At 72.1% G+C, this 25768-nt stretch carries 23 protein-coding genes; 12 read left to right on the forward strand and 11 right to left on the reverse strand.

Going from position 1 to position 25768, the window contains the following annotated elements:
* Positions 1-309: 309 nt before the first annotated feature.
* Genes AB0F13_RS00905 through sdhC form a run of 4 tightly spaced genes read right to left on the reverse strand, consistent with a single transcriptional unit; the run spans position 310 to position 3711 of the window.
* Positions 310-1071: a succinate dehydrogenase iron-sulfur subunit gene (locus AB0F13_RS00905; protein ID WP_362073000.1), complete on the reverse strand. Its 762-nt coding sequence runs from the start codon at positions 1069-1071 to the stop codon at positions 310-312.
* A complete protein-coding gene (gene sdhA / locus AB0F13_RS00910) occupies positions 1071-2825 on the reverse strand; it encodes a succinate dehydrogenase flavoprotein subunit (protein ID WP_362073003.1) in 1755 nt (584 codons plus the stop codon). Before sdhA ends, AB0F13_RS00905 begins: the two co-directional genes overlap by 1 nt.
* A gap of 20 nt (positions 2826-2845) precedes the next feature.
* Positions 2846-3322 (reverse strand): succinate dehydrogenase hydrophobic membrane anchor subunit, encoded by a 477-nt coding sequence (locus AB0F13_RS00915; RefSeq protein WP_362073006.1) that lies wholly within the window; start codon positions 3320-3322, stop codon positions 2846-2848.
* A gap of 8 nt (positions 3323-3330) precedes the next feature.
* A complete protein-coding gene (gene sdhC, locus AB0F13_RS00920) occupies positions 3331-3711 on the reverse strand; it encodes a succinate dehydrogenase, cytochrome b556 subunit (RefSeq protein WP_362073009.1) in 381 nt (126 codons plus the stop codon).
* 280 nt (positions 3712-3991) lie between these two features.
* Here sdhC and AB0F13_RS00925 point away from each other — a divergent pair, with 280 nt between their 5' ends.
* The 3 genes from AB0F13_RS00925 to AB0F13_RS00935 all read left to right on the forward strand — a co-directional run bounded on the left by AB0F13_RS00925 (position 3992) and on the right by AB0F13_RS00935 (position 8611).
* Positions 3992-5626, forward strand: coding sequence for a glycoside hydrolase family 20 protein (locus AB0F13_RS00925; protein WP_362073012.1), 1635 nt, complete (start codon positions 3992-3994; stop codon positions 5624-5626).
* 181 nt (positions 5627-5807) lie between these two features.
* Complete coding sequence (locus AB0F13_RS00930) at positions 5808-7910, forward strand: glycosyltransferase (RefSeq protein ID WP_362073015.1); 2103 nt, start codon at positions 5808-5810, stop codon at positions 7908-7910.
* A gap of 98 nt (positions 7911-8008) precedes the next feature.
* Entirely contained in the window at positions 8009-8611 is a 603-nt protein-coding gene (locus AB0F13_RS00935; protein ID WP_362073018.1) for a hypothetical protein, read from the forward strand.
* A gap of 344 nt (positions 8612-8955) precedes the next feature.
* Here AB0F13_RS00935 and AB0F13_RS00940 read toward each other — a convergent pair whose 3' ends face one another.
* A complete protein-coding gene (locus AB0F13_RS00940) occupies positions 8956-9282 on the reverse strand; it encodes a hypothetical protein (RefSeq protein ID WP_362073021.1) in 327 nt (108 codons plus the stop codon).
* Positions 9283-9963: 681 nt separating this feature from the next.
* Here AB0F13_RS00940 and AB0F13_RS00945 point away from each other — a divergent pair.
* Complete coding sequence (locus tag AB0F13_RS00945) at positions 9964-10560, forward strand: pentapeptide repeat-containing protein (protein ID WP_362074406.1); 597 nt, start codon at positions 9964-9966, stop codon at positions 10558-10560.
* Here the strand turns inward: AB0F13_RS00945 and AB0F13_RS00950 are convergent.
* Complete coding sequence (locus AB0F13_RS00950) at positions 10544-10780, reverse strand: hypothetical protein (protein ID WP_362073024.1); 237 nt, start codon at positions 10778-10780, stop codon at positions 10544-10546. The genes AB0F13_RS00945 and AB0F13_RS00950 overlap by 17 nt on opposite strands.
* A 423-nt stretch (positions 10781-11203) precedes the next feature.
* Here AB0F13_RS00950 and AB0F13_RS00955 point away from each other — a divergent pair, with 423 nt between their 5' ends.
* The 5 genes from AB0F13_RS00955 (at position 11204) to AB0F13_RS00975 (ending at position 15948) form a co-directional block, all read left to right on the forward strand.
* Complete coding sequence (locus AB0F13_RS00955; protein WP_362073027.1) at positions 11204-12217, forward strand: DUF4328 domain-containing protein; 1014 nt, start codon at positions 11204-11206, stop codon at positions 12215-12217.
* A 34-nt stretch (positions 12218-12251) separates the two neighbouring features.
* Entirely contained in the window at positions 12252-12920 is a 669-nt protein-coding gene (locus AB0F13_RS00960) for an RNA polymerase sigma factor (protein WP_362074409.1), read from the forward strand.
* Positions 12920-13936 (forward strand): hypothetical protein, encoded by a 1017-nt coding sequence (locus AB0F13_RS00965; RefSeq protein ID WP_362073030.1) that lies wholly within the window; start codon positions 12920-12922, stop codon positions 13934-13936. The genes AB0F13_RS00960 and AB0F13_RS00965 overlap by 1 nt, the downstream gene beginning before the upstream one ends.
* Positions 13937-14119: 183 nt before the next feature.
* Entirely contained in the window at positions 14120-15703 is a 1584-nt protein-coding gene (locus AB0F13_RS00970; protein WP_362073033.1) for a methylmalonyl-CoA mutase family protein, read from the forward strand.
* A gap of 32 nt (positions 15704-15735) precedes the next feature.
* A complete protein-coding gene (locus AB0F13_RS00975) occupies positions 15736-15948 on the forward strand; it encodes a hypothetical protein (protein ID WP_362073036.1) in 213 nt (70 codons plus the stop codon).
* Between the two features lie 13 nt (positions 15949-15961).
* Here AB0F13_RS00975 and AB0F13_RS00980 read toward each other — a convergent pair whose 3' ends face one another.
* Entirely contained in the window at positions 15962-17434 is a 1473-nt protein-coding gene (locus AB0F13_RS00980) for an alpha/beta hydrolase (RefSeq protein ID WP_362073039.1), read from the reverse strand.
* A gap of 225 nt (positions 17435-17659) precedes the next feature.
* Here AB0F13_RS00980 and AB0F13_RS00985 point away from each other — a divergent pair, with 225 nt between their 5' ends.
* Both AB0F13_RS00985 and AB0F13_RS00990 read left to right on the forward strand, forming a co-directional pair.
* Positions 17660-19069 carry an amidase gene (locus AB0F13_RS00985; RefSeq protein WP_362074412.1) on the forward strand — a complete coding sequence of 470 codons (1410 nt, stop codon included), beginning with the start codon at positions 17660-17662 and terminating at the stop codon, positions 19067-19069.
* Between the two features lie 121 nt (positions 19070-19190).
* Positions 19191-19715: a gluconokinase gene (locus tag AB0F13_RS00990; protein ID WP_362073042.1), complete on the forward strand. Its 525-nt coding sequence runs from the start codon at positions 19191-19193 to the stop codon at positions 19713-19715.
* Between the two features lie 116 nt (positions 19716-19831).
* Here AB0F13_RS00990 and AB0F13_RS00995 read toward each other — a convergent pair whose 3' ends face one another.
* The gene (locus AB0F13_RS00995; RefSeq protein WP_362073045.1) at positions 19832-21409 is read right to left on the reverse strand and encodes an FAD-dependent monooxygenase; all 1578 of its coding nucleotides are present in this window, start codon (positions 21407-21409) and stop codon (positions 19832-19834) included.
* 67 nt (positions 21410-21476) lie between these two features.
* Here AB0F13_RS00995 and AB0F13_RS01000 point away from each other — a divergent pair, with 67 nt between their 5' ends.
* The gene (locus tag AB0F13_RS01000; protein ID WP_362073048.1) at positions 21477-22160 is read left to right on the forward strand and encodes a TetR/AcrR family transcriptional regulator C-terminal domain-containing protein; all 684 of its coding nucleotides are present in this window, start codon (positions 21477-21479) and stop codon (positions 22158-22160) included.
* On the opposite strand, the gene AB0F13_RS01005 is transcribed toward AB0F13_RS01000, so the two are convergent.
* The 3 genes from AB0F13_RS01005 to AB0F13_RS01015 are packed head-to-tail and all read right to left on the reverse strand — an operon-like array spanning position 22113 to position 25638.
* Positions 22113-23300 (reverse strand): acyltransferase, encoded by a 1188-nt coding sequence (locus AB0F13_RS01005; protein ID WP_362073051.1) that lies wholly within the window; start codon positions 23298-23300, stop codon positions 22113-22115. The two genes, AB0F13_RS01000 and AB0F13_RS01005, sit on opposite strands and share 48 nt — an antisense overlap.
* A complete protein-coding gene (locus tag AB0F13_RS01010) occupies positions 23297-24652 on the reverse strand; it encodes a polysialyltransferase family glycosyltransferase (RefSeq protein ID WP_362073054.1) in 1356 nt (451 codons plus the stop codon). Before AB0F13_RS01010 ends, AB0F13_RS01005 begins: the two co-directional genes overlap by 4 nt.
* Positions 24652-25638 carry a glycosyltransferase family 2 protein gene (locus AB0F13_RS01015; protein ID WP_362073057.1) on the reverse strand — a complete coding sequence of 329 codons (987 nt, stop codon included), beginning with the start codon at positions 25636-25638 and terminating at the stop codon, positions 24652-24654. The genes AB0F13_RS01010 and AB0F13_RS01015 overlap by 1 nt, the downstream gene beginning before the upstream one ends.
* Positions 25639-25768 lie beyond the last annotated feature (130 nt).

The following is a 25768-nucleotide window of genomic DNA, read 5'->3' on the forward strand; positions in this document are numbered from 1 at the left end:
GATGGGTTGGTGACCGCCCGGGTCGTGCGTCGTTCTCAGCCGCGTGGGGCGAGGTGACTTGTGTGCCCTCGTGGGTGCGGAGGGCTGCGCCTGCGCGTGAACGACTCCTGTCCGCCCGCGACGCGCGAGCTGCCCCAGTGCGGGCTGCGCGCGATGATGCCCGCCCGGGACACGGAGATCACCGCCCCGGCCATCACCAGCCAGCTGTGACCCGGCAGCTGTGACCGGCCGGCTCTGAACGGCCGAGGGCCCGCTCTCCACCTCGGTGAGTGGAAAACGGGCCCTCGGCCATGCGAACCGGACCGGAGGTCAGAAGCGGCGCGTGATGAGCGCTCGCTTCACCTCCTGGATCGCCTTGGTGACCTCGATGCCACGCGGGCACGCGTCGGTGCAGTTGAACGTCGTGCGGCAGCGCCAGACGCCGTCCTTGTCGTTCAGGATCTCCAGGCGCTGCTCGCCCGCCTCGTCGCGCGAGTCGAAGATGAAGCGGTGCGCGTTGACGATCGCCGCCGGGCCGAAGTACTGGCCGTCGTTCCAGAACACCGGGCACGAGGACGTGCACGCGGCGCACAGGATGCACTTGGTGGTGTCGTCGAAGCGCTCGCGGTCCTCGGCGGACTGCAGGCGCTCACGCGTCGGCTCGTTGCCCTTGGTGATCAGGAAGGGCATGACGTCGCGGTACGCCTGGAAGAACGGCTCCATGTCGACCACGAGGTCCTTCAGGACCGTGAGGCCCTTGATGGGCTCCACCGTGATCGGCTTGGCGGGGTTGATGTCCTTGATCAGCGTCTTGCACGCCAGCCGGTTGCGGCCGTTGATGCGCATCGCGTCGGAGCCGCAGATGCCGTGCGCGCAGGAGCGCCGGAAGGTCAGCGAGCCGTCCAGGTCCCACTTGATCTTGTGGAGGGCGTCGAGTACGCGCTCCTTCGGGTCGATCTCCACCTGGAAGTCCTGCCAGGTGGCCTCGGCCGAGACCTCCGGGTCGAACCGGCGGACCCGGAAGGTGACCGTGATGTACGGCGAAGCGTCCGCCGCCTCGGTCCCGGTCTTCTCGAGAGTCGGGGTAGCCATCAGTACTTACGCTCCATCGGCTGGTAGCGGGTCTGGACGACCGGCTTGTAGTCGAGGCGGATCGAGTCCTTGCCGTCCGCGTCGACCTCTCGGTACGCCATGGTGTGGCGCATGAAGTTGACGTCGTCGCGGTTGGGGTAGTCCTCGCGGTAGTGACCACCGCGCGACTCCTTGCGCGCCAGCGCGGACACGGCCATCACCTCGGCCAGGTCGAGCAGGTTGCCCAGCTCGATGGCCTCCAGGAGGTCCGTGTTGAAGCGCTTGCCCTTGTCCTGGACGGACACGTTCTTGTAGCGCTCACGCAGCTCGGCGATCTTCTCGACGGCCGTCTTGATGGTCTGCTCGGTGCGGAAGACCATGACGTTGGCGTCCATGGTCTCCTGCAGCTCCTTGCGGATCTCCGCGACCCGCTCGGTGCCGGTGGCGTCCCGCAGCCGCTCGACCTGCTCGGCGACGAACGCGGCCGGGTTCTCCGGCAGCTCGACGAAGTCGGCCTTCGCGGAGTACTCCGCGGCGGCGATACCGGCCCGCTTGCCGAAGACGTTGATGTCGAGCAGCGAGTTGGTGCCCAGGCGGTTGGCGCCGTGCACCGACACGCAGGCGACCTCGCCGGCGGCGTACAGGCCCGGGACGACGGTGTCGTTGTCGGCCAGCACCTCGCCCTGGACGTTGGTGGGGATGCCGCCCATGGCGTAGTGCGCGGTGGGCTGGATCGGGATCGGGTCCGTGTAGGGCTCGATACCCAGGTACGTCCGCGCGAACTCGGTGATGTCCGGGAGCTTGGCGTCCAGCTGCTCCGGCGGCAGGTGGGTCAGGTCGAGGAAGACGTGGTCGCCCTCGGGACCGCAGCCACGGCCCTCGCGGATCTCCGTGTAGATGGAGCGCGAGACGACGTCACGCGAGGCGAGGTCCTTCATGACGGGCGCGTACTTCTCCATGAAGCGCTCGCCGTCCTTGTTGCGGAGGATGCCGCCCTCACCGCGGGCGCCCTCCGTCAGCAGGATGCCCATGCGCCAGATGCCCGTCGGGTGGAACTGGAAGAACTCCATGTCCTCCAGCGGCAGGCCGCGGCGGTAGCAGGCCGCCTGGCCGTCACCCGTGAGGGTGTGCGCGTTGGAGGTCACCTTGAAGAACTTGCCGGTGCCGCCGGAGGCGTAGATGACGGCCTTCGCCTGGAAGACGTGGATCTCGCCGGTGGCCAGCTCGTAGGCGACCACACCGGCGGACTGCTTGACGCCGTCGACCTCGGTGATCAGCTGGTCCAGGACGTAGAACTCGTTGAAGAACTCCACGCCCTCCTTGACGCAGTTCTGGTACAGCGTCTGGAGGATCATGTGGCCGGTGCGGTCCGCGGCGTAGCAGGACCGGCGGACCGGGGCCTCACCGTGGTTGCGGCTGTGACCGCCGAAGCGGCGCTGGTCGATCGTGCCGTCCGGGGTGCGGTTGAACGGCAGGCCCATCTTCTCGAGGTCGAGGACCGCGTCGATGGCCTCCTTCGCCAGGATCTCGGCGGCGTCCTGGTCGACCAGGTAGTCGCCGCCCTTGATCGTGTCGAAGGTGTGCCACTCCCAGTTGTCCTCCTCGACGTTCGCGAGGGCGGCGGCCATGCCGCCCTGAGCGGCGCCGGTGTGGGAGCGGGTCGGGTAGAGCTTGGTGAGCACCGCGGTGCGGCTGCGCTTGGTCGCCTCGATGGCCGCGCGCATGCCGGCGCCACCGGCGCCGACGATGACGGTGTCGTACTTGTGGATCTTCATGGTCGCGTCAGCCCCGGGCTCTAGCGGATGTTCGGGTCGAAGGTGAAGATCACCAGCGTGCCCAGCAGGACGGTGAACACCGTGGCGGTGTACAGCAGCATCTTCAGCCAGAAGCGGGTGTTGTCCCGCTCCGCGTAGTCGTTGATGACCGTGCGGAGGCCGTTCGCACCGTGCAGCATCGCGAGCCACAGCATGATGAGGTCCCAGGCCTGCCAGAACGGCGAGGCCCAGCGGCCGGCCACGAAGGCGAAGCCGACCTTGCTGACGCCGCCGTCCAGCACGAGCTGGATCAGCAGGTGGCCGAGGACCAGGACGACCAGCACGATGCCGGACAGCCGCATGAACAGCCAGCCGTACAGCTCGAAATTGGTGCGCGTCGACTTCGGGGTCTTCTTGGTGCGCTTGCGGGGTGCCTCGATGAGCGGGGCGGGATTGTCGACGTCGTACAGGGACACGTCGGACATGTCGCTCACGGCGGGGGTGGTTTCAGCGGACATCTCGCGTCTCAGCTCCCGAACAGTTCGCGTACGGCGTGCCCGAGTACGGGGTAGAGCGCCCCGATCATCAGGAGGACCCAGACGCCCACGACGGACCAGAGCATCTGCTTCTGGTAGCGCGGGCCCTTGGACCAGAAGTCCACCGCGATGACCCGCAGGCCGTTGAGCGCGTGGAAGAGGATGGCGGCGACCAGGCCGTACTCCATCAGGGCGACGATCGGTGTCTTGTACGTCGCGACGACCTGGTCGTACGCCTCGGGAGAGACGCGGACGAGAGCGGTGTCGAGGACGTGCACGAACAGGAAGAAGAAAATGAGGACGCCGGTGACTCGATGAGCCACCCAGGACCACATGCCTTCCCGGCCGCGGTACAGCGTTCCAGCCGGCACGGAAAACCCTCCGGGAGCGGGGATTGGGGCCTGCCGGCTTCTCTGTCGGTCGGGCCCGGCCGGGTACGGTCCACCGGCCCTGGCCATCGTAGCGACGCTCTGTCGGTTCGGTCCCCCGGGGTATGTCAGGTGTGATCAAAGAGGCACGTACGGCCTAGGCCCTCCGGCAACCGGTGACCGAGTTGTCTGAAACGCCCCGGCGTGTCCGAGGCGCGAGTCACCGCACTACGGACGAAAAGCAATATCTTCGCCACAAAGCACCACATAGGAGGTTTGCTCCATGGGACGCTCTGTCAGGCTCTCCCGCGCGTCGGTCGTCCGGGGGACCGTGGCGAGTTTTGCCCTCCTCGCGACCATGACCCTCATGGGCTGCCCCCGGGACGGTTCGGCCGACCGCCCGGCCCGCGACGACTCGCGCTCTCCCCAGGCCTCGCCGTCCGCGACGACCGCCCCGGCGGCCCCCGCACCCCCGCCCCCGCAGCCCGTGCCGGCCGGCCTGCCGCGCACCGTCCCGGCCGTACGGGCGTACGCCGCGCGGGGCGGCCCCGGCTGGCGCCCGGTGCCCGGCGCCCGGGTGGTGGCCGCCCTGGGCGGCCCGCTGGCCGACGAGGGCCGCCGGCTCGCCGGCGAGCTCAGGCTTCCCTTCGCCGAAGGCCCCGCCCGGGCCGGTGACATCGAGCTGGCGCTGAATCCCGGCCAGAGCGGCGGCCGGGAGTCCTACGAGCTGACCACCCAGGGCCGCAAGGTCACCATCACCGCCCCCGACGAGGCGGGCGTCTTCTACGGCACCCGCACTGTGGTCCAGGCCGTGCGCACCGGTGGCGGGCTCCCCGAAGGGGTGCTGCGCGACGCCCCGGACCGCCCGCAGCGCGGCCTCAACCTCGACATCGCCCGCAAGCACTTCCCCGCCGGCTGGATCGAGGGGCGGCTGCGCGAGATGGCCGACCTCAAGCTCAACCAGCTCGGGCTGCACTTCTCCGACGACCAGGGCTTCCGCATCGAGAGCTCCTCGCACCCGGAGGTCGTCTCCCCGCAGCACCTCACCAAGGCCGAGATCCGCCGCATCGTCGACCTGGCCTCCGCCCTGCACATCACCGTCGTCCCCGAGATCGACTCGCCGGGCCACCTGGGCGCGGTCATGAACGCCCACCCCGCCCTCCAGCTGCGCGACGCCTCAGGGACCGTCGCCAGGGGCGCCGTCGACGTCGCCAACCCCGAGTCCGCCCGCATCGTCGACGACCTCATCCGCGAATACGCCCCCCTCTTCCCCGGCCCCTACTTCCACCTCGGCGCCGACGAATACCGCGCGCTGATGGTCAGGAACCCCCAGAGCTCCTACCCGCGCCTGGCCGAGCTGGCCCGCCGGAAGTACGGGAACCGGGCGGGGGTCCAGGACCTGGCGACGGGCTGGCTCAACGACCGGGCGACGGTCGTGCGGAGCCTCGGCAGGACCCCCAAGGCATGGAACGACGGCCTCTTCACGGGTGGTGTCGTCAAGCCGGACAAATCCATCGAAGTCGAGTACTGGACCGGCAAGGAGATCGGCGCCCGCCCGCCCCAGGAGTACCTGAACGAGGGACGCACGCTGGTCAACCTCAACGACGAATTCCTCTACTACGTGCTGGGCCAGCCCAACCAGTTCACGTACCCGACCGGCGAGCGCATCTACCGCCAGTGGTCGCCCGCGGTGCTGCGCGGCACCAGGCCCGTACCGAAGGGCCCGTCGGGCCCGGACCGCATCCCCGGCGGGCGCCTCGCGGTCTGGTGCGACCGCCCCGGCGCACAGACCGCGGACCAGGTCGCGGCAGGCATCCGCCTCCCGCTGGCCGCGGTCGCCCAACGCCTGTGGGACCCGAGGGTCCCGCAGATCCCGTGGCAGGACTTCACGGCCCTGGCGGGCCGGGTGCACCGCTGACCGGGGCTCCGCCCCGGACCCGGACCGCGCTGCGCGCGGTGTCCTCAATCGCCGGACGGGCTGGATTTCCCCCCGGTCCGGGGCAACGAATCAGCCCGTCCGGCGATTGAGGACCGGGGTACCCGGAGGCCGAGCCCCCGGTACCCTCGCCGCAAGCACGCGCACCCGTAACGAGGGCCCGATGAAGATCGAATTCCTGCTGCACAACGCCTACGGCATCGGCGGCACCATCCGCTCCACCGTCAACCTCGCCGCCGCCCTCGCCGAGCGGCACGACGTACGGATCGTCAGCGTGAACCGCCCGGTGGACGAGCCGGAGCTGACCATCGATCCGCGGGTGCGCCTGACCCACCTGCTCGACTTCCGCGAGGGCGCCGAGAGCGAGGAGTACGTCTCCCCGCTCAACCAGCGGCCCAGCGAGATCTTCCGCGACGAGCGCATCGACAACGGTCTGATGGCCGCCACCGCCCTCACCGACGAGCGCGTCGCCGCCCACCTCGCCGCGACCGACGCGGACGTCGTCGTCGCCACCCGGCCCAAGCTCATCGGCTACCTCGCCGAGTACGGCGCGGGCCGCCCCTACCTGCGCCTGGGCCAGGAGCACCTCACGCACGAGGCGCACGTGGCGGAGCTGCACGCCGTGATGGACCCGGCCATCGCCGCCCTCGACGCGTTCGCCACCGTCTCCGAGGCCGACGCCCGGCACTACCGCGAGGCGCTGCCGGACGCGAGGACCCGCATCCTCTGCGTCCCCAACGCCGTTCCCGCCCCGGCCGCCGAGCCCTCCGACGGGACGTCGAGGACCATCGTCTCGGCCGGCCGCCTCGTCGGCGTCAAGCGCTACGACCGCCTCATCGCCGCGTTCGCCCGGATCGCCGCCGAGCGCCCCGGCTGGAACCTGCGGATCTACGGGCGCGGCCCCGCGAAGGCCAGGCTGCGCAAGCAGATCGAGGAGCTGGGCCTCTACGAGCGGATCACGCTCATGGGCGCCCGCTCGCCCATCGAGACCGAGTGGTCGAAGGGCGCCGTCGCCGCCGTGGCCTCCGACGCCGAGTCCTTCGGCATGACCATCGTCGAGGCCATGCACGCAGGCCTGCCGGTCGTCGCCACCGACTGCCCGTACGGACCCCGCGAGATCCTCACGGACGGCACCGACGGCCTGCTGGTGCCGCTGGCCGGCCCGGAGGCGGACGAGCACGACGCCGTCGGCGCCTACGCCGAGGCCCTGCTGAAGCTGACCGGGGACGAGGGGCTGCGCGCCCGGCTGGGTGCCGCCGCGCGGACGGCCGCCCACCGGTACGAACCGTCCGTCATCGCCCAGCGCTACGAGCAGCTGTTCGAGGAGCTGCGGCCGGGCTGCACCACCGCCACCACGGCCACCGGCCGGCCGAAGAAGGGCGGCCTGCTGCGCGGCCTGTTCGGCGGCGGGCGCAGGCAGCAGCCGGCCGGCCCGCGGCCGCAGGGTGACATCGACCACCCGCAGGCGCGGTGCGCGGTCGACGGCGACGGTTCGCTGCTCGTGCGCCTGCCGGCCGGGCAGCTGACCGGCGCCGACACGCACGTGCTGCTGCGGCACCGGGGCAGCAAGGGCAAGGAGGCGGTCCGGGTGCCGCTGCCGGCCGACGGCCGTGAGCCGGGGGCGTGGGTGGAGGCCCGCGTCGAGCGGACCGCGCACACCCTGTCGGAAGGGCGCTGGGACACCTACGTCGAGCGCTCCGGCGACAAGTCCCGGCGCCGGCTGCGCGCCGCGCTCGTCGAACAGAAGGCGCTGCTGGGCCTTCCCCTGCAGCGGACCGCCAAGGGCAGTGCGGCGTGGGTGCCGTACGGGACGAGCGACGGCTTCCTCGCCGTACGGACCTGGCTGCGGCCGCAGCATGCCGAGGCGACGGACGTACGGGTGGGGGACGACGGGGTGACCGTCTCCCTCGCGCTGTCCGGTACCGGCCTGGGCGAGGGCGCAGAGCTCGTCGCCCGGCTGCGGGGTGCCGACGGCTCGGTGGGCGATGTGCGGGCGCCGGTCGAGGACGGCGCCGGCTGCCTGCCGTACGGGCCGATGAGCCGCCGCGTGGGCGAGGGCGAGCAGGACCTGTGGGACGTGTACGTGCGCCCGGCGGCCGGCGCCGTACTGGTGCGGGCCGGACGGATCGCCGGCGACCTCGCCGACCGCAAGGGCGTCGACACCTTCCCGGCCGCGACCCGCGGCGACGTGCGGCTGCGGCCGTACTTCACGGTCACCAACGACCTGACGATCACTGTGAAGGACGCGACCGGCGACGACGCCTGATGCGGAGTGTTGTCGGTGTGACGTAGGGGGCGCCCACCGCGCTGTAAGTCCCAGAGCCGTTTGTTTCGCGGACAGAAGCAGACAGAGGGAGAACGCTCATGGGCTTCTGGGGCTACTTACTCCTCGGCCGCGGTGGCGACCGGGCACTCACCGAGTTCCCGGTCCTCGCCGCGAGCCGCGAACACCTCGTGCCGGCCCGGGCCTTCGCCGGTGGCTGGCAACTGTGGAGACACCCGGACTATCCGGACTATCAGGAACACCTGCACTGCCTGTGTTTCCCGCAGTGCCCGCCCCACCGGGACCGCCCGAGCGGACCGGAGCCGGCCGGCGCCATGGACGCGCAGGTGCGCGCGCTGGCCTGCGAGACGGGCGCACCGGCCCTGGCCGCGTACGTCATGGAGAGCGACTGCGCCATCGTCGCCGGGGCGCACCCCGGGGGCGCGAGCTGGTCGGCGTGCCTCGGGCGGACGCCGCTGGCCCAGTACATGGCCGACACCGGACTCGGCCTCGACGAACTCTTCCCCACCCCGCGGGAGGCCGCCGCGCACTGCGCGGCATGGGCGGCTGCGGCCGGGCACACGGCGGACGCGGCGGAGCTGGCGCAGGTGCTGGCCGCCGACCCCGAGCCGCTGGTGGAGGACCTCTTCGAGGAACTGCTGGCACGGCTCGGCGTGGTGGAGCGGCGGCTCGCCGGGCGCTGACGGACGGAAGGACGGCCGGAGCCGCCACCCCCGGCCGGACTAGTCAGCTGAGTACCCTATGACCAGGCGTTTTGCAGCCTGGTCAGAGGGTTTCTGCTCGGTTCCGGTTCGGCCTGTGACCTGCTGTTTCTGCCTGCTTCTGACGGCTGTTGGTCACGCGTTGGTCATGTGTCCAACCGGCTGGCGCGCCAGCAGGACGCCCACGGGAATGGTGTGGGGGAGGTGGTAACCGGAGAACGCGTGCCGGCCCGCCGGCCGTGAGACCGGCGGGCCAGTGGCGATCAGGGGCTACCTGGCGGAAGGACCACGCGACGGTGCCGGGCCACCGCCACCGTCGCGAACCGTCAACCCACCTTGACGATTGCGTTCCCGTGGACATTCAGGACGTCATTGCCGCCGGGAGGGACAGTGACTTCAGCTCCGGTGTCAGCCTTCGCTTTCACGGGGACCGCGGTGTTGTTCTTCACGGTGGTGTCCCCCGATGCCGAGACTGGCGTCCCCTGCGGCGTCGGGACGACACAGAACTTGCCCGAGTTGGAGCTCACCTCCACCGCGGCACAGACGGCGTGCGCGGGAGCGGCGGGGCCTATCGCCAGGCCCACCGCACTCACGGCCACGGTGGCCACCCCGACGGCCACGCGCTGACGGAACGTGCTCAGTCGACGGTTCATGAGCTGACTCCTTGCCTGAAGAAGCCGGCATGTGCCGGCTCGGGTCACGGCTCCACCGGCACCGTGAGACGGCACCAGGCGCCCCGCCCGGAGAACACGTCCCAGGGCCGAGCACGAGCATGGCCAAAACCATGCACCTCGCCGACCGAGTGCGTAAGCCGTCCGGGGGACGCGCACCAGCGCACATTTACGCGCCCATGCGCAGCCCCCGGGCGCAGAACACCGGCTACACGCCCACCTCGCCGTGTTCACGCTTGAGACGGCAGATGCGCGCCCTCGCCGGTACCTGCTTCTTTATGCCCGATGTGCGGGAGCTCGGCAGGGTGCACCGGTGCTGGGTTGCGCTGTGGCCTGCCCTCGGGCGCGTGTGTTTGCGCTGGTGCGCGGGTTCCCAGTGACTTCCGCAACCGATGGCCGGGGCGCATGATTTTGGCCAAGCTCACCTGCGGCACCCGGCACGCCCTTCACGGCGTGCTCCCTGCGTTCCGCTGCACGAGCACTCGACGCCCTCGTCGGCTCACGCCTTCTGGGCGGATCGGTCGCATGCCGTCGGCAGGGCTTCCAGCAGGTACGGAGATCGGACCGAGGCGAATGTCCCACGTCACGAGTCAGGGCAGCAAGGCCGTGCGCGTGAAAGCCCCGACCGCCCCCAGGCGGCTGCCTCAGCTCCGGGACGTGCAGATGCCCAGGGACGGCCTCGAAGACGACGCGATCCTCAAAGGGATCAGGTACGGCGGAACGCTGCTCGCCGGCCTGTCCGCGGAAGCCGTGGAAGCCGAGGGCTGCCACTTTGACAGTGTGCGCTTTACCGGCACCGAGCTGCGCGGCAGCCAGATCAGCGACTCGATCTTCGACACCTGCGACTTCGCCCAGTTCCGCGCTCAGGACGTCTCGCTGATCCGCTGCAAGGTCAGTGGCAGCCGGTTCACCGGGTCCTCGTGGAAGTCGGGAACCTTCCGGGACGTGCGCTTCGAGACGTGCCGCAGCGACACCGCGATGTTCAGGCACTCGAAGCTCTATAGCGTCATCTTCAGCGACTGTCGGATGCCCGGCGCTGACTTCCAGTGGGCTTCGATGCACAACGTACGCTTCGAGAACTGCGATCTCGCGGGGGCGCAGTTCGCCAACGTGGAGACCGGCACCATCCGTTTCGAGAACTGCACGCTCATTGACGTTGGCGGGGTGGCCAACCTCAAGGGTGCCGCGGTGCAAGGCCCAGGGTCGATGGAGCTGGCCCTGAGCCTTGCGCGGGAGGTCGGGATTACCTTCGAGCCGTAGCGCGGCCCCAGGCCGCGACGGCCGGCTTGTAGCCCGCGTACTCGGGGCTGGAGATCGCGCGGGCCAGGGCGTCGAAGTCGATGGTCTTCGCCCAGTCACACATCTCGTCGAGAAGCATCTGGCCGTATGGGGTGAAGACATCCCGCTTGGCCAGCATGTCCGTGCAGGCGTCGCGGAGCGAGTCGGGTCGGTCGTGCCCCGCGGCACGAACGTTCGGCATCACTCGCCGGGCTACACCATGGCGCAGTACGGCCAGCGCCGCGTAGAGGGGGCGCGGAAGCCGGCCTCGGGGACGGCCCAGCGCATTGGTCTGGCGAAGGTTGTGTGAGACGCGCCGGATGCGTTGGTCACGCGGTTGATCATGGTCCGGAGTGAGGCGGAGCATAAGCGCAGGTCAGGCGGACGTTCGGACGGAAGGACGGCCGGAGCCGCCACCCCCCACAGGAGAGGCTCCGGCCGCCGTCCGTTGCGAACCCTGGTGAGGTACGCACTTCCTACAGCGCCGGGAATCGAAAATCCGTCACACCGGGGATCTGCGAGGGCGCGTAGTATCTCCCGCTCATAGCTGTTTCCCGTGGCCGGGCGGGCCGCAACCCTGGGGGTCTGAACGATGTATCCGTGCGGTCATTGCCGCGCCGCCGCAGTGGGCCACGACGGCCGCTGCGCCGCGTGCGGGGCGTACCAGCAGCCGGCGGCCGCCGCGATGCCGCCGTATCCCTACCCGGCGGCGGCCCCGATGGGCATGCCCGTCGGCGGAGTGGACCTGCGGCGCGGGGTCCGGATCGCGCTGACGGTGCTGCTGTCGGTGACGATGGTCATGCTGCTGCTCCTCATTGCGGCCCGGGGCGAGCAGCGCAGCGCGATCGACGAACTGCTCAGCAAGGGCGCGACGTCCGGCGCGCTGGCCAAGGCCGACGACGCGGACGGCTTCTACGCCGCCATGATGGGCCTGTACTTCCTCTCGCTGGCCGCAACGGCGGTGCTGTGGATCATCTGGTTCCGCCGGATGCGGCTCAACGCCGAGGCCTTCGCGCCCGGAACGCACCGTTTCGGCAGCGGCTGGGCGGTCGGTGCGTGGTTCACGCCGGTCGTCAACTTCTGGTTCCCCAAGCAGATGGCCAACGACATCTACCGGGCCAGCGCCCCGGCGGGCCCGCAGAGCGCGTCCAAGGGCGTGCTGAACGCGTGGTGGGTGCTCTGGGTCACCGCGAACGCGTTCAGCATGATCGGCTCGGTGATGTACACGATCGCCCAGGGGAGGCTGGAGTCCCGCCGTTACGGCTCCTCGTCCCTGGAGGAGGACATCCAGTCGCTGAAGACCGCGCTGTCGGTCAGCACGCTGTCCTTCGTGCTGTACATCGCGGCCGCCGTCCTCGCCCTCCTGGTCGTGCGGCAGCTGACGCGGATGCAGGAGCAGCGCGCCCTGGCCGGCCCGCAGGCCGTGCCGCCCATGGGCGGTATGCCCATGCAGGGGATGCCCATGCAGGCGATGCCCGCGGCGGGGATGCCGTACGGCGCTCCGCCGGCCCCGATGCCGGGCTGGCCCGCGCAGCAGCAGCCGCAGCCGCCCGCGCAGCAGCCGTACGGGCAGCCCCCTTACGGCACCCCGGGCGCCGGGCCGCAGAATCCTTTCGGCAACGGTCCGCAGGGCTACTGAACCGCAGGTATGGCGCGTGGTGCAGGATGTGAGCGTGCAGGGGGACGACGCTGAGCTGACCGCCGCGGTGCGCGCGGCGCAGGGCGGGGACGAGACGGCATTCCGTACGGTCTACCGGACCGTGCACCCACGCCTGCTCGGATACGTGCGCACACTGGTCGGCGAGGCCGAGGCGGAGGACGTGGCCTCGGAGGCGTGGCTGCAGATAGCCCGCGACCTGGAGCGGTTCACGGGCGACGCCGACCGCTTCCGCGGCTGGGCCGCCAGGATCGCCCGCAACCGCGCCCTGGACCACATACGCATGCGCGGCCGGCGCCCGGCCATCGGCGGGGACGAGAGCGAACTCGCCGGCCACGCCGCCGACGCGGACACCGCCGGGGAGGCCCTGGAGGCCCTCGGCACGGGTCAGACCCTCGCCCTCATCGCCCAGCTGCCGCAGGACCAGGCCGAGGCCGTCGTGCTGCGCGTCGTCGTCGGCCTCGACGCCAAGAGCGCCGCCGGAGTGCTGGGCAAGCGCCCCGGCGCGGTGCGCACCGCCGCTCACCGGGGCCTGCGGCGGCTGGCCGAGCTCGTGACGGCGGGCGGCGGCCGGCAGATCGCCGACGCCGCACCCGGACAGCGGCAGTCACACACCGGAGCCGGCGGAGCGAACGCTTCTGCCGGTGTGACGCAATTGCGCGCGCGGACGCAGAAGGACATGTGATGGCGGACGACCACCGGTACGACAACGACTGGCTGGATGACGACGCCGTGGAGCGGTTGCTGCGCGGCGAATCCGTCGTCGCCGAGAGCGCGGCGGTCGCGGGTGACGGCTCGGACAAGTCGGCACGGATCGCGGCCGAACGGCTGGACGCGGCGCTCAAGTCCCTCACCGGACCCCTGCCCGACGGCCCGCTGCCCGGCGAGGAGGCCGCCCTGGCCGCGTTCCGCCGGGCGCATGCCGCCGGCGCGGCCCCGGCCGTGCCGCACGCGGCCGGACCCGTGGCCGTCCTGCGCTCCTTCCTGCACCGTCCCGCCAAGGCGGCCCTCGCCCTGACCCTGGCCGGCTGCGCGGTGGGCGGCGTCGCCGTCGCCGCCGGTACGGGCGTCCTGCCCGGACCCTTCGGCCGCGCCGGCAAGGAACCCGCCCCCGCCGCCAGCGTGACCGTGGCCGGGGGCGCCGAGACCCTCGCCCCCGGTACCCCCGGCCCCCGCGCCACCCCCTCGCCCGGCGCGAGCGGCCGCGGGCGGACGGGCGGGCCCGACGCCCACGACACCCGTCGGCCCGGCGGCACCGGCACCCCGGACGCCCCCGGCGGCAGGACGGGCGAACCGGGCCGGAGCCCCTCGGCGTCCCCGCGCGACGACGGCGACACCAAGGGCAAGGGCGACAGCGGTGACACGTCCGGCGATGCGAACGCCCGGGGAGGCCGCGCCTGGGCGGCCAGGATCTGCCGCGAGTTCCTCACCAACGGCACCCAGCGCGGCGGCGTCGACGACGACGAGGTACGCACCCTGGAGCGCAACGCCGGCGGCCCCGGCGCGGCGGCCGTCCGCGCGTACTGCGAACGGCTGCTGAGCGCTCTCGACGCCACGGGCGGTGCCGGGCAGGGCTCCGGCGCCGGCTCGGCGGGGAGCGGTTCGCCGGCCCTGCCGCGCAGCCGCAGCCGCGCCCATACCGTCCTCCCGGCCCCCCTGCCGGTACCCGGTGTGACACTTTCCGACGCCGCGGCGCTGTAGGAAGTGAGCCGACTGGTCATCGGCTGCGCAGGAGCCGGAGTTCCCCCCATACCGTCGGCTCCGCGCATCGGCGCGGGCGGGGCTCTTCCCCCGGTCCTGCCCGCGCCCCCCTCTTCCCGCCGCCCCCCACCGCTACAGTCCGGGTGAGGAACCTCCGAAACGGAGCGGGAGGCATCGCATCCCATGACCCGGTCGACCGAATCCGGACTGCCCATCCAGCCCGTCTACGGCCCCGGCGCGCTCGCCGGCTGGGACCCCGCCGACAAGCTCGGCGAGCCGGGCGCGTACCCCTACACCCGCGGCGTGTACCCCACGATGTACACCGGCCGCCCCTGGACCATGCGGCAGTACGCGGGCTTCGGTACCGCCGCCGAGTCCAACGCCCGCTACCGCCGGCTCATCGCCCACGGCACGCACGGCCTGTCCGTCGCCTTCGACCTGCCCACCCAGATGGGCCACGACTCCGACGCGCCGATCGCGAGCGGCGAGGTCGGCAAGGTCGGCGTCGCCATCGACTCCGTCGAGGACATGCGGGTGCTCCTCGACGGCATCCCGCTGGGCGAGGTCTCCACCTCCATGACCATCAACGCCCCGGCCGCACTCCTGCTGCTGCTGTACCAGCTGGTGGGGGAGGAACAGGGCGTACCGGCCGGCCGCCTCACCGGCACCATCCAGAACGACGTCCTCAAGGAGTACATCGCGCGCGGGACGTACATCTTCCCGCCCAAGCCCTCGCTGCGCCTGACCGCCGACATCTTCCAGTACTGCGGAGCCGAGATCCCCCGCTGGAACACCATCTCCATCTCCGGCTACCACATGGCCGAGGCCGGCGCCTCGCCCGCCCAGGAGATCGCCTTCACGCTCGCCGACGGCATCGAGTACGTGCGGACCGCCCTCGCCGCCGGCATGGACGTCGACGACTTCGCGCCGCGGCTGTCGTTCTTCTTCGTCTCGCGCACGACGCTGCTGGAGGAAGTGGCCAAGTTCCGCGCGGCCCGGCGGATCTGGGCGCGCGTGATGAAGGAGGAGTTCGGTGCCCGCGATCCCAAGTCGCAGATGCTGCGCTTCCACACCCAGACGGCGGGGGTCCAGCTCACGGCCCAGCAGCCGGAGGTGAACCTCGCCCGCGTCACCGTCCAGGGCCTCGCGGCGGTACTGGGCGGCACCCAGTCCCTGCACACCAACTCCTTCGACGAGGCCATCGCCCTGCCCACCGAGAAGGCGGCCCGCCTGGCGCTGCGCACCCAGCAGGTACTGGCGTACGAGACGGACGTGACCGCCACCGTCGACCCCTTCGCGGGCTCGTACGTGGTGGAGTCGATGACGGACGACGTCGAGGAGGCCGCCCTGGCTCTGATGCGGCGCGTCGAGGACCTCGGCGGCGCGGTGGCCGCCATCGAACACGGTTTCCAGAAGGGCGAGATCGAGCGCAACGCCTACCGCATCGCCCAGGAGACCGACAGCGGCGAACGGGTCGTCGTGGGTGTCAACCGCTTCCAGCTGGCCGAGGAGGAGCCGTACGAGCCGCTGCGCGTCGATCCCGCCATCGAGACCCGGCAGCGCGAACGCCTGGCGCGGCTGCGGGCGGAGCGGGACGGCGCGGCGGTGACGGCGGCGCTGTCGGCGCTGAAGAAGGCGGCGCAGGGCACGTCGGACAACGTCCTGCCTCCCATGAAGGACGCGCTCCGGGCGAGGGCGACGGTGGGGGAGGTGTGCGGGGCGCTGCGCGAGGTGTGGGGTTCGCACGTGCCGACGGAGTCGTTCTGAGGGGCGCTTCGGTTTGAGGGACACTGGTGGGTATGTCCTCTCCCCGTCGTACCTGCCCCGTCTGCGCCCGCGAGATCGCCGTGGTCGGTGGCCGCTTCGCCCGCCACGACCCGCCCGGGCGACGCGTCTCGTACGACCTGGTCTCCTGCCCCGGCTCGCGCCGTTCCGCCCCGCTGCTGGCGACGGAACCACGGCTGTTCGACCCGGAGGAGCCGCCGATGGACGGTCAGCAGCAGCTGTTCTGAGAGCGGCGCCCGCTCAGCGGCAGAGCGTGTCGTGCGCCGGGCGGCGTCCGGTGGTGAGGAAATCGTTGACGGCACCGTCGCCGCAGGCGTTGCCGCCGAGGTAGGCGCCGTGCCCGCCGGCGTCCACAGCGACCATGCGGGCGCGGTCCCCGAGCGCCTCGCGCATCTTCAGCGCCCCGCGGTACGGGGTGGCGGGGTCGCGCAGGTTCTGCACCATGAGGACGTTGGAGGGGCCGTCCGCGGTGATGCGGGTGGGCTTGTCCGCCGGCTCGTCCGGCCAGAACGCGCACGGCGTGACGTTCACGGGCATCCCGGCGGTGAGGGGGTGCTTCGCACGGTCGCCGGCCACGGCACGGGTGTAGTCCGGGAGCGAGCGCGGCCAGCGCACGTCGTTGCAGATGACACCGACGTAGACCGCCGCCTCCGTGGAGGAGATACGCGCCGGCTCCACCGCGACCGGGGTGTCACCGGCCCTGCGGGCCGCCACGATCATCTCGGCCAGCCGCGGATACGCAGTGCGGCTGTAGAGGGCCGACTGCATCATCATCCGCAGCCGGTTGCCCGTGAGCTGCTGCTTGCCGCCGGCCTCCTCCGGGACCCCGTCCAGCTTCTCCGCGAGCGCCAGGAACAACGGCCGTACGTCCTCGGGCCGCTCGGCGACGCGCTGCCCGGCCTCCCGGGCCGGGTCGGCCGCCCAGGCGGCGAAGTCGGGGAACACGTCGTCGGCCGCGCCCGCCATGTTCGCCAGCCATCCGCGCGCCACGCGCGAGGGGTCCGGGTCGCCGCTGCTGTCGAGCACCCAACGGTCGGTGTGCTGCGGGTACTTCTGCGCGTACACCGCCCCCACGTACGTACCGTACGAGCTCGCCCACGCCGACAGCTTCTTCTCGCCGAGCGCCTGGCGGAGCATGTCGATGTCGCGCACCTCGTTGGCGGTGGAGAGGGAGCGGAGCACTTCGCCGCCGTTGCGCGTGCACGTCTCGGCGATCCGGCGGCTCCTGTCGGCGTTCGCACGGATGTCACCGCCGGGCCCGGGCCAGGGCTGCAGGTGCGTGAGTTCGAGGTCGTCCTTCTCCAGGCCGCAGTCGGCGAGTGAGCTCCCGCCGACGCCGCGCGGATCGAACGACACGATGTCGTAGGCCCCGCCCGTCGCCTTCCGCACCGCCTCGCCCCGGCTGCGCAGCTTCTCCCTCCCGGAGCCGCCGGGCCCGCCGGGGATGAGCAGGAGCGTGCCGCGCCGCGCCTGCGGCCGGTCGGTGCGGAGCCGGGAGACGGCGACGGTGAGGTGCCGGCCACCGGGCTCGCGGTAATCCAGCGGGACGGAGAGGCCGGCACACTCGGCCCCGGGGGAGCCGGCGCAGGCCTTCCAGTCGAGGGTGGGGGCGGCGGGAGCGGCGGATCTCGCGTGGGCGGGAGCGGTGAGAGTGGCGGCGAGGGCTGCTGAGGAGAGGGTGAACAGAAGGGCTTTGCGCGTTCGAAGTGTCATGCGGTACATGCTGGTTGAGCGGAACGCTGCTGCCCATCCGGTAAGCCACCTAGGGGCGCGGGGGGTTACCCCCTCCCGCCGCGAAATCGGCAGGCGGGGCTGTACCCGTTCACGGCAGTGCACGGAGGCTTCCTCCGCGCCGTGGCGCCCCGGCCGGGTATCCCTACAACTCCTGCCCCGTTAACGTGTGTTCGAGTGGGGAAAGGGGATCGGGTGACCGGTTTCATAAGCGAAGAGCACGAGGGGCTGCGGGAGCAGGTGACGGCGCTGGCCGGGCGCCTGGCCTCCTCCCGGGAACTGGTGGAGAGGTCGCTGCGGCGCATCGACCGGACGCAGCCCACGCTCAACGCCTTCCGGCGGGTGCGCGCCGAAGCGGCGCTGCGCGAGGCGGACGAGGCCGACCGGCGGCTCGCCGCGGGCGAGCGGCTGCCCCTGCTGGGCGTGCCGGTCGCAGTCAAGGACGACATGGACGTCGAAGGGGAGCCGACCGCCTTCGGGTGCCCGGGGGCCTTCCCGGACAAGAAGGCCGACAGTGAGGCCGTGCGCCGGTTACGGGCCGCCGGAGCAGTGATCGTCGGCAAGACCAACACCCCGGAACTGGGCCAGTGGCCCGTCACCGACGGGCCCGCCTTCGGCGTGACGCGCAACCCGTGGAGCCTGCAGCACACCCCTGGCGGCTCGTCCGGCGGCTCCGCCGCGGCCGTCGCCGCCGGGCTCGTACCGGCCGCGCTGGGATCGGACGGTGCGGGGTCCATCCGGATTCCCGCCGCCTGGACGCACCTGGTCGGCATCAAGCCGCAGCGCGGGCGGATCTCGACGTGGCCGGAGCGGGAGTCGTTCAAGGGCATCACGTGTGACGGGCCGTTCGCGCGCACGGTCGGCGACGCCGTGCTGCTGCTGCACGTGGCGAGCGGCTCGCACGAGGGCGACCTGCACCGGCCGCCGGTCGTCGACATCCTGGCGGCGGCCGGGCACGGGCCCCGGCGGCGGCTGCGGATCGCGCTGTCGCTGCGGCCCGCCTTCGCCGCCGTCCGACACCGGCTGGACCCGGCCGTGCGGGACGCGACCCTGCGCCTGGCCGAGCGGCTGGAGGTGCTGGGGCACGAGGTGGTGGAGGAGGACCCCCGCTACGGGCCGATCGGGTTCGCCTTCGTGCCGCGCTCGATGGCCGGGGTGCGCGACTGGGCCGCCCGTGTGCCCGATCACGCGGTGCTGGACCCCCGTACGCGCGCCAACATTCGCGGCGGTCTGCTCCTCGGCGGCGCGGTGCTGCGCGCGGCGCGGGCGGCGGAGGCGCCGCTGCGGCGGCGGATCGGGGAGATGTTCTGGCGCTTCGACGCCGTGCTGACGCCCACCACGGCCGTACCGCCGCTGCGCACCGGCGACCTGGCCGGGCTGGGCAGCCGCGACACCGACACCCGCATGATCATGGCGTGTCCGTACGCATGGCCCTGGAACGTCCTGGGCTGGCCCGCGCTGAGCGTGCCGTCCGGCTTCACGGAGTCCGGGCTGCCGCTGGGCGCGCAGCTCCTGGGCCCGGCGAACAGCGAGCCGCTGCTGATCTCGCTGGCGGCCCAGCTGGAGGCGGACCGGCGGTGGTACGAGCGGTGGCCGCCCGGCCGCGGAGAGGGGTGACGCCCCTCACGGCGCCAGAACGTCCACTCCGCCATGGCTCCCGTCGCGATCTCCCGCGTCAGCGCCTCGGCCCGCTCCGGTGAGGCCGCACACTGATGTCGGCGGAGAGAGCGAGGTACCCATGGCCGAGACCTGCACGGGCCCCCACGTCGTCGTGGTGATGGGAGTGGCCGGCACGGGCAAGACCACGATCGGCCCGCTGGTGGCGAGGGCACTCGGCGTCCCCTACGCCGAGGGCGACGACTTCCACCCGCCCGCCGGCATCGCCAAGATGTCCGCGGGCATCCCGCTGGACGACGCCGACCGGGCCCCCTGGCTCGACGCCATCGGTGACTGGGCGCGCGGCCGCGCCGCCCTCGGCGAGGGCGGCGTCGTCAGCTGCTCGGCCCTCAAGCGCGCCTACCGCGACCGGCTGCGCGCCGCCGCCCCCGGCGTCGTCGTCTTCCTCCACCTCAGCGGTCAGCGCGAGCTGATCGCCGAGCGCATGGCCGCCCGCAAGGGCCACTTCATGACCTCGCGGCTGCTGGACTCTCAGTTCGCGACCCTCGAACCGCTCGGAGCCGACGAGGCGGGCATCGCCGTGGACGTCACGCCCGGGCCCGAAGCGATCGCCGAGCAGGCGGTCGCCGCACTGCGGCGGCTGTAAACCACTGATCGCCCTGCTCATCGCCGTCCTCGTGGGCCTGTTCACCCTCGGCCGGGCCGCCGGCTCCGGCCGCGACCGGCTGGCCGGCGTGCTGTAGCCGTCGGCCGAAGCGCCGCCTAGCCGGAGACGGTCCGCCAATAGGCCGCCACATCCGACGGGTCGTCGGTCGCCAGGGCGATGTACCCGTCGGGGCGGATCAGGAACAGGCCGCTGCCGTACGCCTCGCGCGCGTGGCCGTCCGGGTCCCGCAGGTCCGGCGTCGGCCCCTCGACGCGGTACGTATGCGCCGGCCCGCCCTCGAAGTCCGGCAGAGCGTCCTCGTAGCCGACGGCCAGGAGCGTGAACTGCGGTCCGCGGAAGGCCTCGAAGAGGCGGACCGTGGCCCCCGACGGGTCCTTGCACGGGGCGTCCGGCGCCCGGTCACCGGCCCGCAGGGCGCCCTCGGGGACGTCCTCGCGCAACTCGCGGGTCAGCGGGCCGGCGGGGTAGCCGATGGTGAGCTGGTGGGTCTCTGCGCCGCGGCGCGCCGCCCCGCTCCGGTCGGCCTGATGGACGCGGGTGCTCAGGCCCAGCACACCGGCCGCCACGTCCATGCGCTCGGACTCGTAGGTGTCGAGCAGAGTGTCCGGTGCGTTCGCGCGCAGCACCGCGTCGAGCTTCCAGCCCAGGTTGTAGGCGTCCTGGACGCTGGTGTTGAGGCCCTGGCCACCGGCGGGGGAGTGCACATGCGCCGCGTCCCCGGCGAGGAAGACCCGCCCCGTGCGGAATCGCTCGGCCATCGCGGCCCGGGCCCGGAACGTCGAGGACCACGTCACCTCGCCCACCCGCAGGTCCGTACGGCCCGTGCGGTCGGTGATCAGGCGCTGCAGGGCCTTTGGGGTGGCGTCCCGCTCGGCGTCCGGCCGGTGAGCAGGATCGTCGTCGAAGCGGGCCATGAGCTGGAAGGTTTCCGTGCCCTCCAGCGGGCGCAGCATCACCATCCCGCCCGGCGCCTCGGGCCATATGTGCCAGTGCGTGCGCTCCAGTCCGTCGATGAAGGCATCGGCCAGCAGTACCGGTTGGGGATCGACGACGTCGCCGTCGAAGCCGATGCCGAGCGCACTGCGCACGGTGCTGCGGCCGCCGTCGGTGCCGACGAGGTAGTCCACGCGGACGGTCTCCCGCTCGCCGTCCGTCCGCGTGAGGGTGGCGGTGACGCCGTCGGTGTCCTGCGTGAAGTCCGTCAGTTCGGTGTCGAAGTCGACGCGGCCGCCGAGCTCGGCCAGGCGGGCGTTGAGGATCTCGACCGTGCGCCACTGGGGGAGCATCAGTACTTCGCCGTACGGGACGGCGGGCGTGGGGGCGGTGCGCTCGACCAGATCCCACTCGCCGATCCGTGTGGCGCCCTTCCAGCTCATCATCGGCGGGCAGGGGCCGCCCGCCGCCCGGACGGCGGGCAGGACGCCCAGGTCCTCGAGAACCTCCAGCGTGCGCGGCTGGAGGCCGGTGCCGCGCGAGCCGGGGAAGCCGCGGGGCGCGCGGTCCACGAGGCGGTGGCGGATGCCGCGCCGGGCGAGATCGATGGCGAGGACGAGCCCGGTGGGCCCGGCCCCGGCGATCAGCACTTCGGCGCCGGATCCCCTGACCGCTCCCTCGGCGGGCGTGTCGAGGCGGGTGGTGCGAGTGGATGTGCCGGTGCACGTGCCGTTGTTCATGCCGTCCCCCTTAACGTTGTTAAGTTCACGGTGTACAGCGTGACCTGAACGCCGTTAAGCTGTCAAGGTGCGAACTCGACCGGGAAGACTGGACCGCTCGACGGTGGCCGAAACGGCCCTGCGGGTGCTGAACGACGTCGGGCTCGAAGGCCTCGCCCTGCGGCGGATCGCCGGCGAGCTCGACGTCCAGGCGCCCGCCCTGTACTGGCACTTCAAGAACAAGCAGGAACTGCTCGACGAGATGGCCACCGAGATGATGCGCCGCATGCTCGGACCACTGGCGGGCATAGAGGCCGCCACCTGGCAGGAGTACCTGGCGTCGTCCGCCCGCATCGCGCGCCGCACCCTCCTCGGCTACCGCGACGGCGGGAAGGTCTTCAGCGGCACCCGGTTCACCGAGAACCACCACGCGGTCCCGCTGGAGAGGTTCCTGGAGATATGGACCGGCTCCGGCGCCTCCGTGCGCAGCGGGGCCCGCGCCTGGTTCACGGCGCACACCTTCGCGGTCGGCTATGTGATCGAGGAGCAGTCCGTCTACCCGCTGCCGGGCGGGGAGCGCGACCCCGTGTACGCGCTGACCGACCGCGACCGCCGGATGGAGGGCCACCCGCTGGCGGCCGAAGCCGGCTGGGAGTTCTTCGAGGACCTCGACAAGGGCTTCGAGGACGGCCTGTCCGCGATCGTCGCGGGCGTCGGCGTCACGCTAATGAAGCCCGCCGCCCCCGCCCCGCCGCCGGGCCCCACCGGCTGAGGCCCCGTTCAGGGCCGCCCGCAGCACGGGCGCCAGCCGCCGCTCCACGCAGCGGTGCACCGCCCACGCCAGCAGCAGCATCAGCGCGACCGTCAGCGCGAACGTCGCGTACGAGGGCACGCCCAGCCCCCGGTGCAGGGCGCCGATCACCACCCACCCCAGGTGCTCGTGCACCAGGTAGAAGGGGTAGGTCAGCGCGCCCGCGAACGGCAGCCAACGCCAGTTCGCCCACCGGGCCCAGCCCAGGGCCACCGCCGTGACGGCCGCGTAGCCGACGGCGAGGACGGCGATGATGACGTAGGGGGAGCGGTAGGAGAAGTAGTGCGGGTTCGGCGGGTGCCACAGCCCCGCCACCGCGTAGTGCTGGCCCAGCAGGAAGCTCACCGCCACGATGCCCCAGGACAGGGCGTCGTTGCCGAAGCGGTGGAGCAGGTACAGGCCGATGCCGCCGATGAAGAACGGCGCGTGCTCCGGCATGAACACCACCCGCAGGAACTCCACATGGGACGCCGTCGTGACCACCGCCATCAGCGTCCACACCGCGCAGAACAGCACCACCCGGTGGCGCGTCGCGCCCGGCAGCACCACGCACAGCGCGAACAGCGCGTAGAACCGCACCTCGGCCCACAGCGTCCAGCACACCCCGAGCACCCGCTCGGCCCCCACCGGCTGCTGCAGCATGCTCAGGTTCACCAGGGTGTCACTGGCCGACACCGTCCGGTACGTCACCCACGGCAGCGCGAAGACCAGCGTGACCAGCACGAGCGCGGTCCAGTAGGCCGGGTAGAGGCGGGCGGTGCGCGAGGCGAGGAAGGAGCGCAGGGGCCGGCCCCAGCCGCTCATGCAGATCACGAAGCCGCTGATGACGAAGAAGATCTGCACGCCCAGGCAGCCGTAGGCGAACGCCGCCGACAGGTGCGGGAACTCATGGCGCGGCGAGGCGCCCCACGCCCGGGAGACGTCGCCGTCCCGCCCGCCGTAGTGATACAGCGCCACCATCAGCGCGGCCACCAGCCGCAGCCCGTCCAGCGCCCGCAGCCGCCCGGAGGATCCGGACTTCCTGGCCACCGCCACCGCCGGCCGGTCAGGCACCCCGGGCACCCCGGGCACCCCGGGCAGGGCCGGGCTCGGGGCCGTCATGCGGTGGTCACCGTCCTCTTCGCCGCCCGCCTGCGCAGCGCCCGCGCCCGGCGGACCACGCGCCGTACGGCCTGACTGCGCGGCAGGAAGGCGAGTGCGGAGGGAACCCCGCCGGGCAGCGCCAGCGAAGTGAGGCGGCGCCGCTTGAAGTAACGCCGGGTACGGGCGCCCGGGTGTGCGGCCAGATAGCGTTCGGCGGCGGGCCGCAGGCCCGGGTTGACCTGGGGCTGCATCGCATAGCCGACGGCGGCGAGCAGCCCCTCCAGGTGCTCCGGGCCGCCGGGCGGGCCGTCCGGGTCCTCGAGGTCGGGCAGCAGCGCGTCGACGAGGGTCACCGGCACCCGGTTGCTGTTCTGGTACGGGGTGAGCCGCTCCAGCAGCAGATCCGTGCCGGCCCGGGCGACCGGCAGCCCGTAGAAGGTGCTCGCGGTCAGCAGGGCGGTGGAGAAGCAGGCGACGACGAGCGCGGGCCGCAGCCGCTGGTAGACGACCTCCGCCAGTACGGGTGCGTCCAGGACCGTCAGGGCCGCGCCGAGCCGGGCCGCCTCGTCCTCCAGCATCCGCGACCAGCGCGCCGGCGCGGAGGGATGCGGCTTGAAGACCAGCTCGCGGTGGCCGCACCGCACCGCGCCGCGCAGCATCCGCACATGCAGCCGCTCCTCCTCCTCGGGCGTGAGGATGTCCAGCGCCGACAGGTACTGGCCGAGCAGCAGCGCCGCCCCCTGGGGGCCCTCCGGCAGGCTGCCGCAGGCGGCGTCGCCGAGCTCGGCCAGCACCTTGGTGAAGACCTCACCGGGCACGATCCGCGCCTCGACCCCGAACTCCTTGAGCAGCAGCGGCTCCAGGCCGGGCACCAGGTCCAGGTGGAGGAGGCGGCGCACGCGGGTGCCGATCAGGGGGTCGAGCCTGCTGCGTGTTGGGCCGTAGCTCATCAGCCCGTCGGCGTAGACCTCCAGCGGTGCGTCGGGGAAGAGCTGGGCGAGGGCGAGGGCAGGGTTGACCTGGATGGACTCCAGGACGATGGCCACGTCGTCCTCGCCGAGCCCCCACAGCAGCCGCAGGTACCGCTCCCACAGCGGCACGTCGTCCGGGCGCGGGGACCAGCCCGTGGGGTGGAAGGGGCTGATCGTCCCGTTCCAGGACAGCACCCCGTCGAAGCGGGTGCGCAGCCGGTCGAAGCCGGGCGCCTCGTCCAAGGCGGGGGTGGTCTCGGGGACGGCGGCGGTGTTGGCGACGAGCAGCAGCCTGCGGTCGGCCGCGGGCAGGAGCCCGGCGTCGAGCGCGGCCGCGAGCGTGGCGGCCCCGTACAGCGTCGAGGCGAGAAGGAGCTGGGTGCGGCGGCGCGCGGGCATCAGGCGGTCACCCCCGCCGCGGCGCGGGTCACGGGCCGGCGGCGCAGTCTGCGCAGCCGGGCGGCACGGTCGCAGTCCATGGAATTCAGCGCGTCCTCGACAAGATCTTTCGGCATGCGTTTCATTGCGGCCGCGCTCATCGAACGCAGCGTTTTTGCGACCGCGGGTTCGAATCTCTCGATGGCGCCGAGATGGTGCGACATAATCGCGCAGTACGTACGAACGGCCTTCGGCAGGAGTTTCTCCGCATCCGGATCCCGCGAGGTTTCCTCGATTACCTGATCGAATGCGCGAAGGAAATCAAGTTGCCGTACGTCACCGATTTGAGTGAGTGACGTGGCGACCCCGCGCCGGTAAAAGACGCCGAGCAGTCCGGCGACGGCGAAGGAATGCGCCTCGCGGTGTAGCCGCCAGATCCACGGCCGGTCCTCGGCGGTACGCAGCCCGTGCCGGAAGTGCAGCAGGCCCGCTTCGAGGAGGCGGCGGTGGTAGATGCCCGCCCACGCGTACGGATAGTCCACGGACGTCGAGCGGCCGGCGGGCAGTATCGCCTCGCGCGGCCGCAGCGCCACGCCGCGCAGGCCGACGGGGACCCGGTGGACCGTGCGGGTGCGGCCCGTGCACTGGACGTGGTCGGTGCGGACGAAGTCCACGCCCAACTCCTCGATCACCGACAGCAGCCGGGAACAGTGGCCCGGCGCCAGCCAGTCGTCGCCGTCGAGGAAGGTGATGAACTTCCCGCGCGCCGCCTCCAGACCGGTGTTGCGGGCGGTGGCCAGCCCTTCGTTCGTACCGTGGCGGACCAGCACGGCACCCGGCACCTCGCGCGCGGCGCGGTCCAGGAGGTCGGGCGTGCCGTCCGTCGAACAGTCGTCGACAAGAATGAATTCGAAGTCCTCACGGGCGTTCGCACCCAGGCTCCTCAGTGTGTCGGGGGCGTATGTCTGCACATTGAAGAACGGCACGATGACGGAGAGCTTGACCACGCGCGTGACGCTATGCGACGCCCCGGCATTCATTCCGACGCCGGGCGTAAGCGAAGGTGAACGAAGCGCGGCGGATCGATGAACCGCCTTTACCGTCAGCCGATTCGCCGACCGTCGGTGTGCTGTTTAC

This window comes from Streptomyces sp. NPDC026206 (assembly GCF_040638465.1).
Classification (GTDB): Bacteria; Actinomycetota; Actinomycetes; order Streptomycetales; family Streptomycetaceae; genus Streptomyces.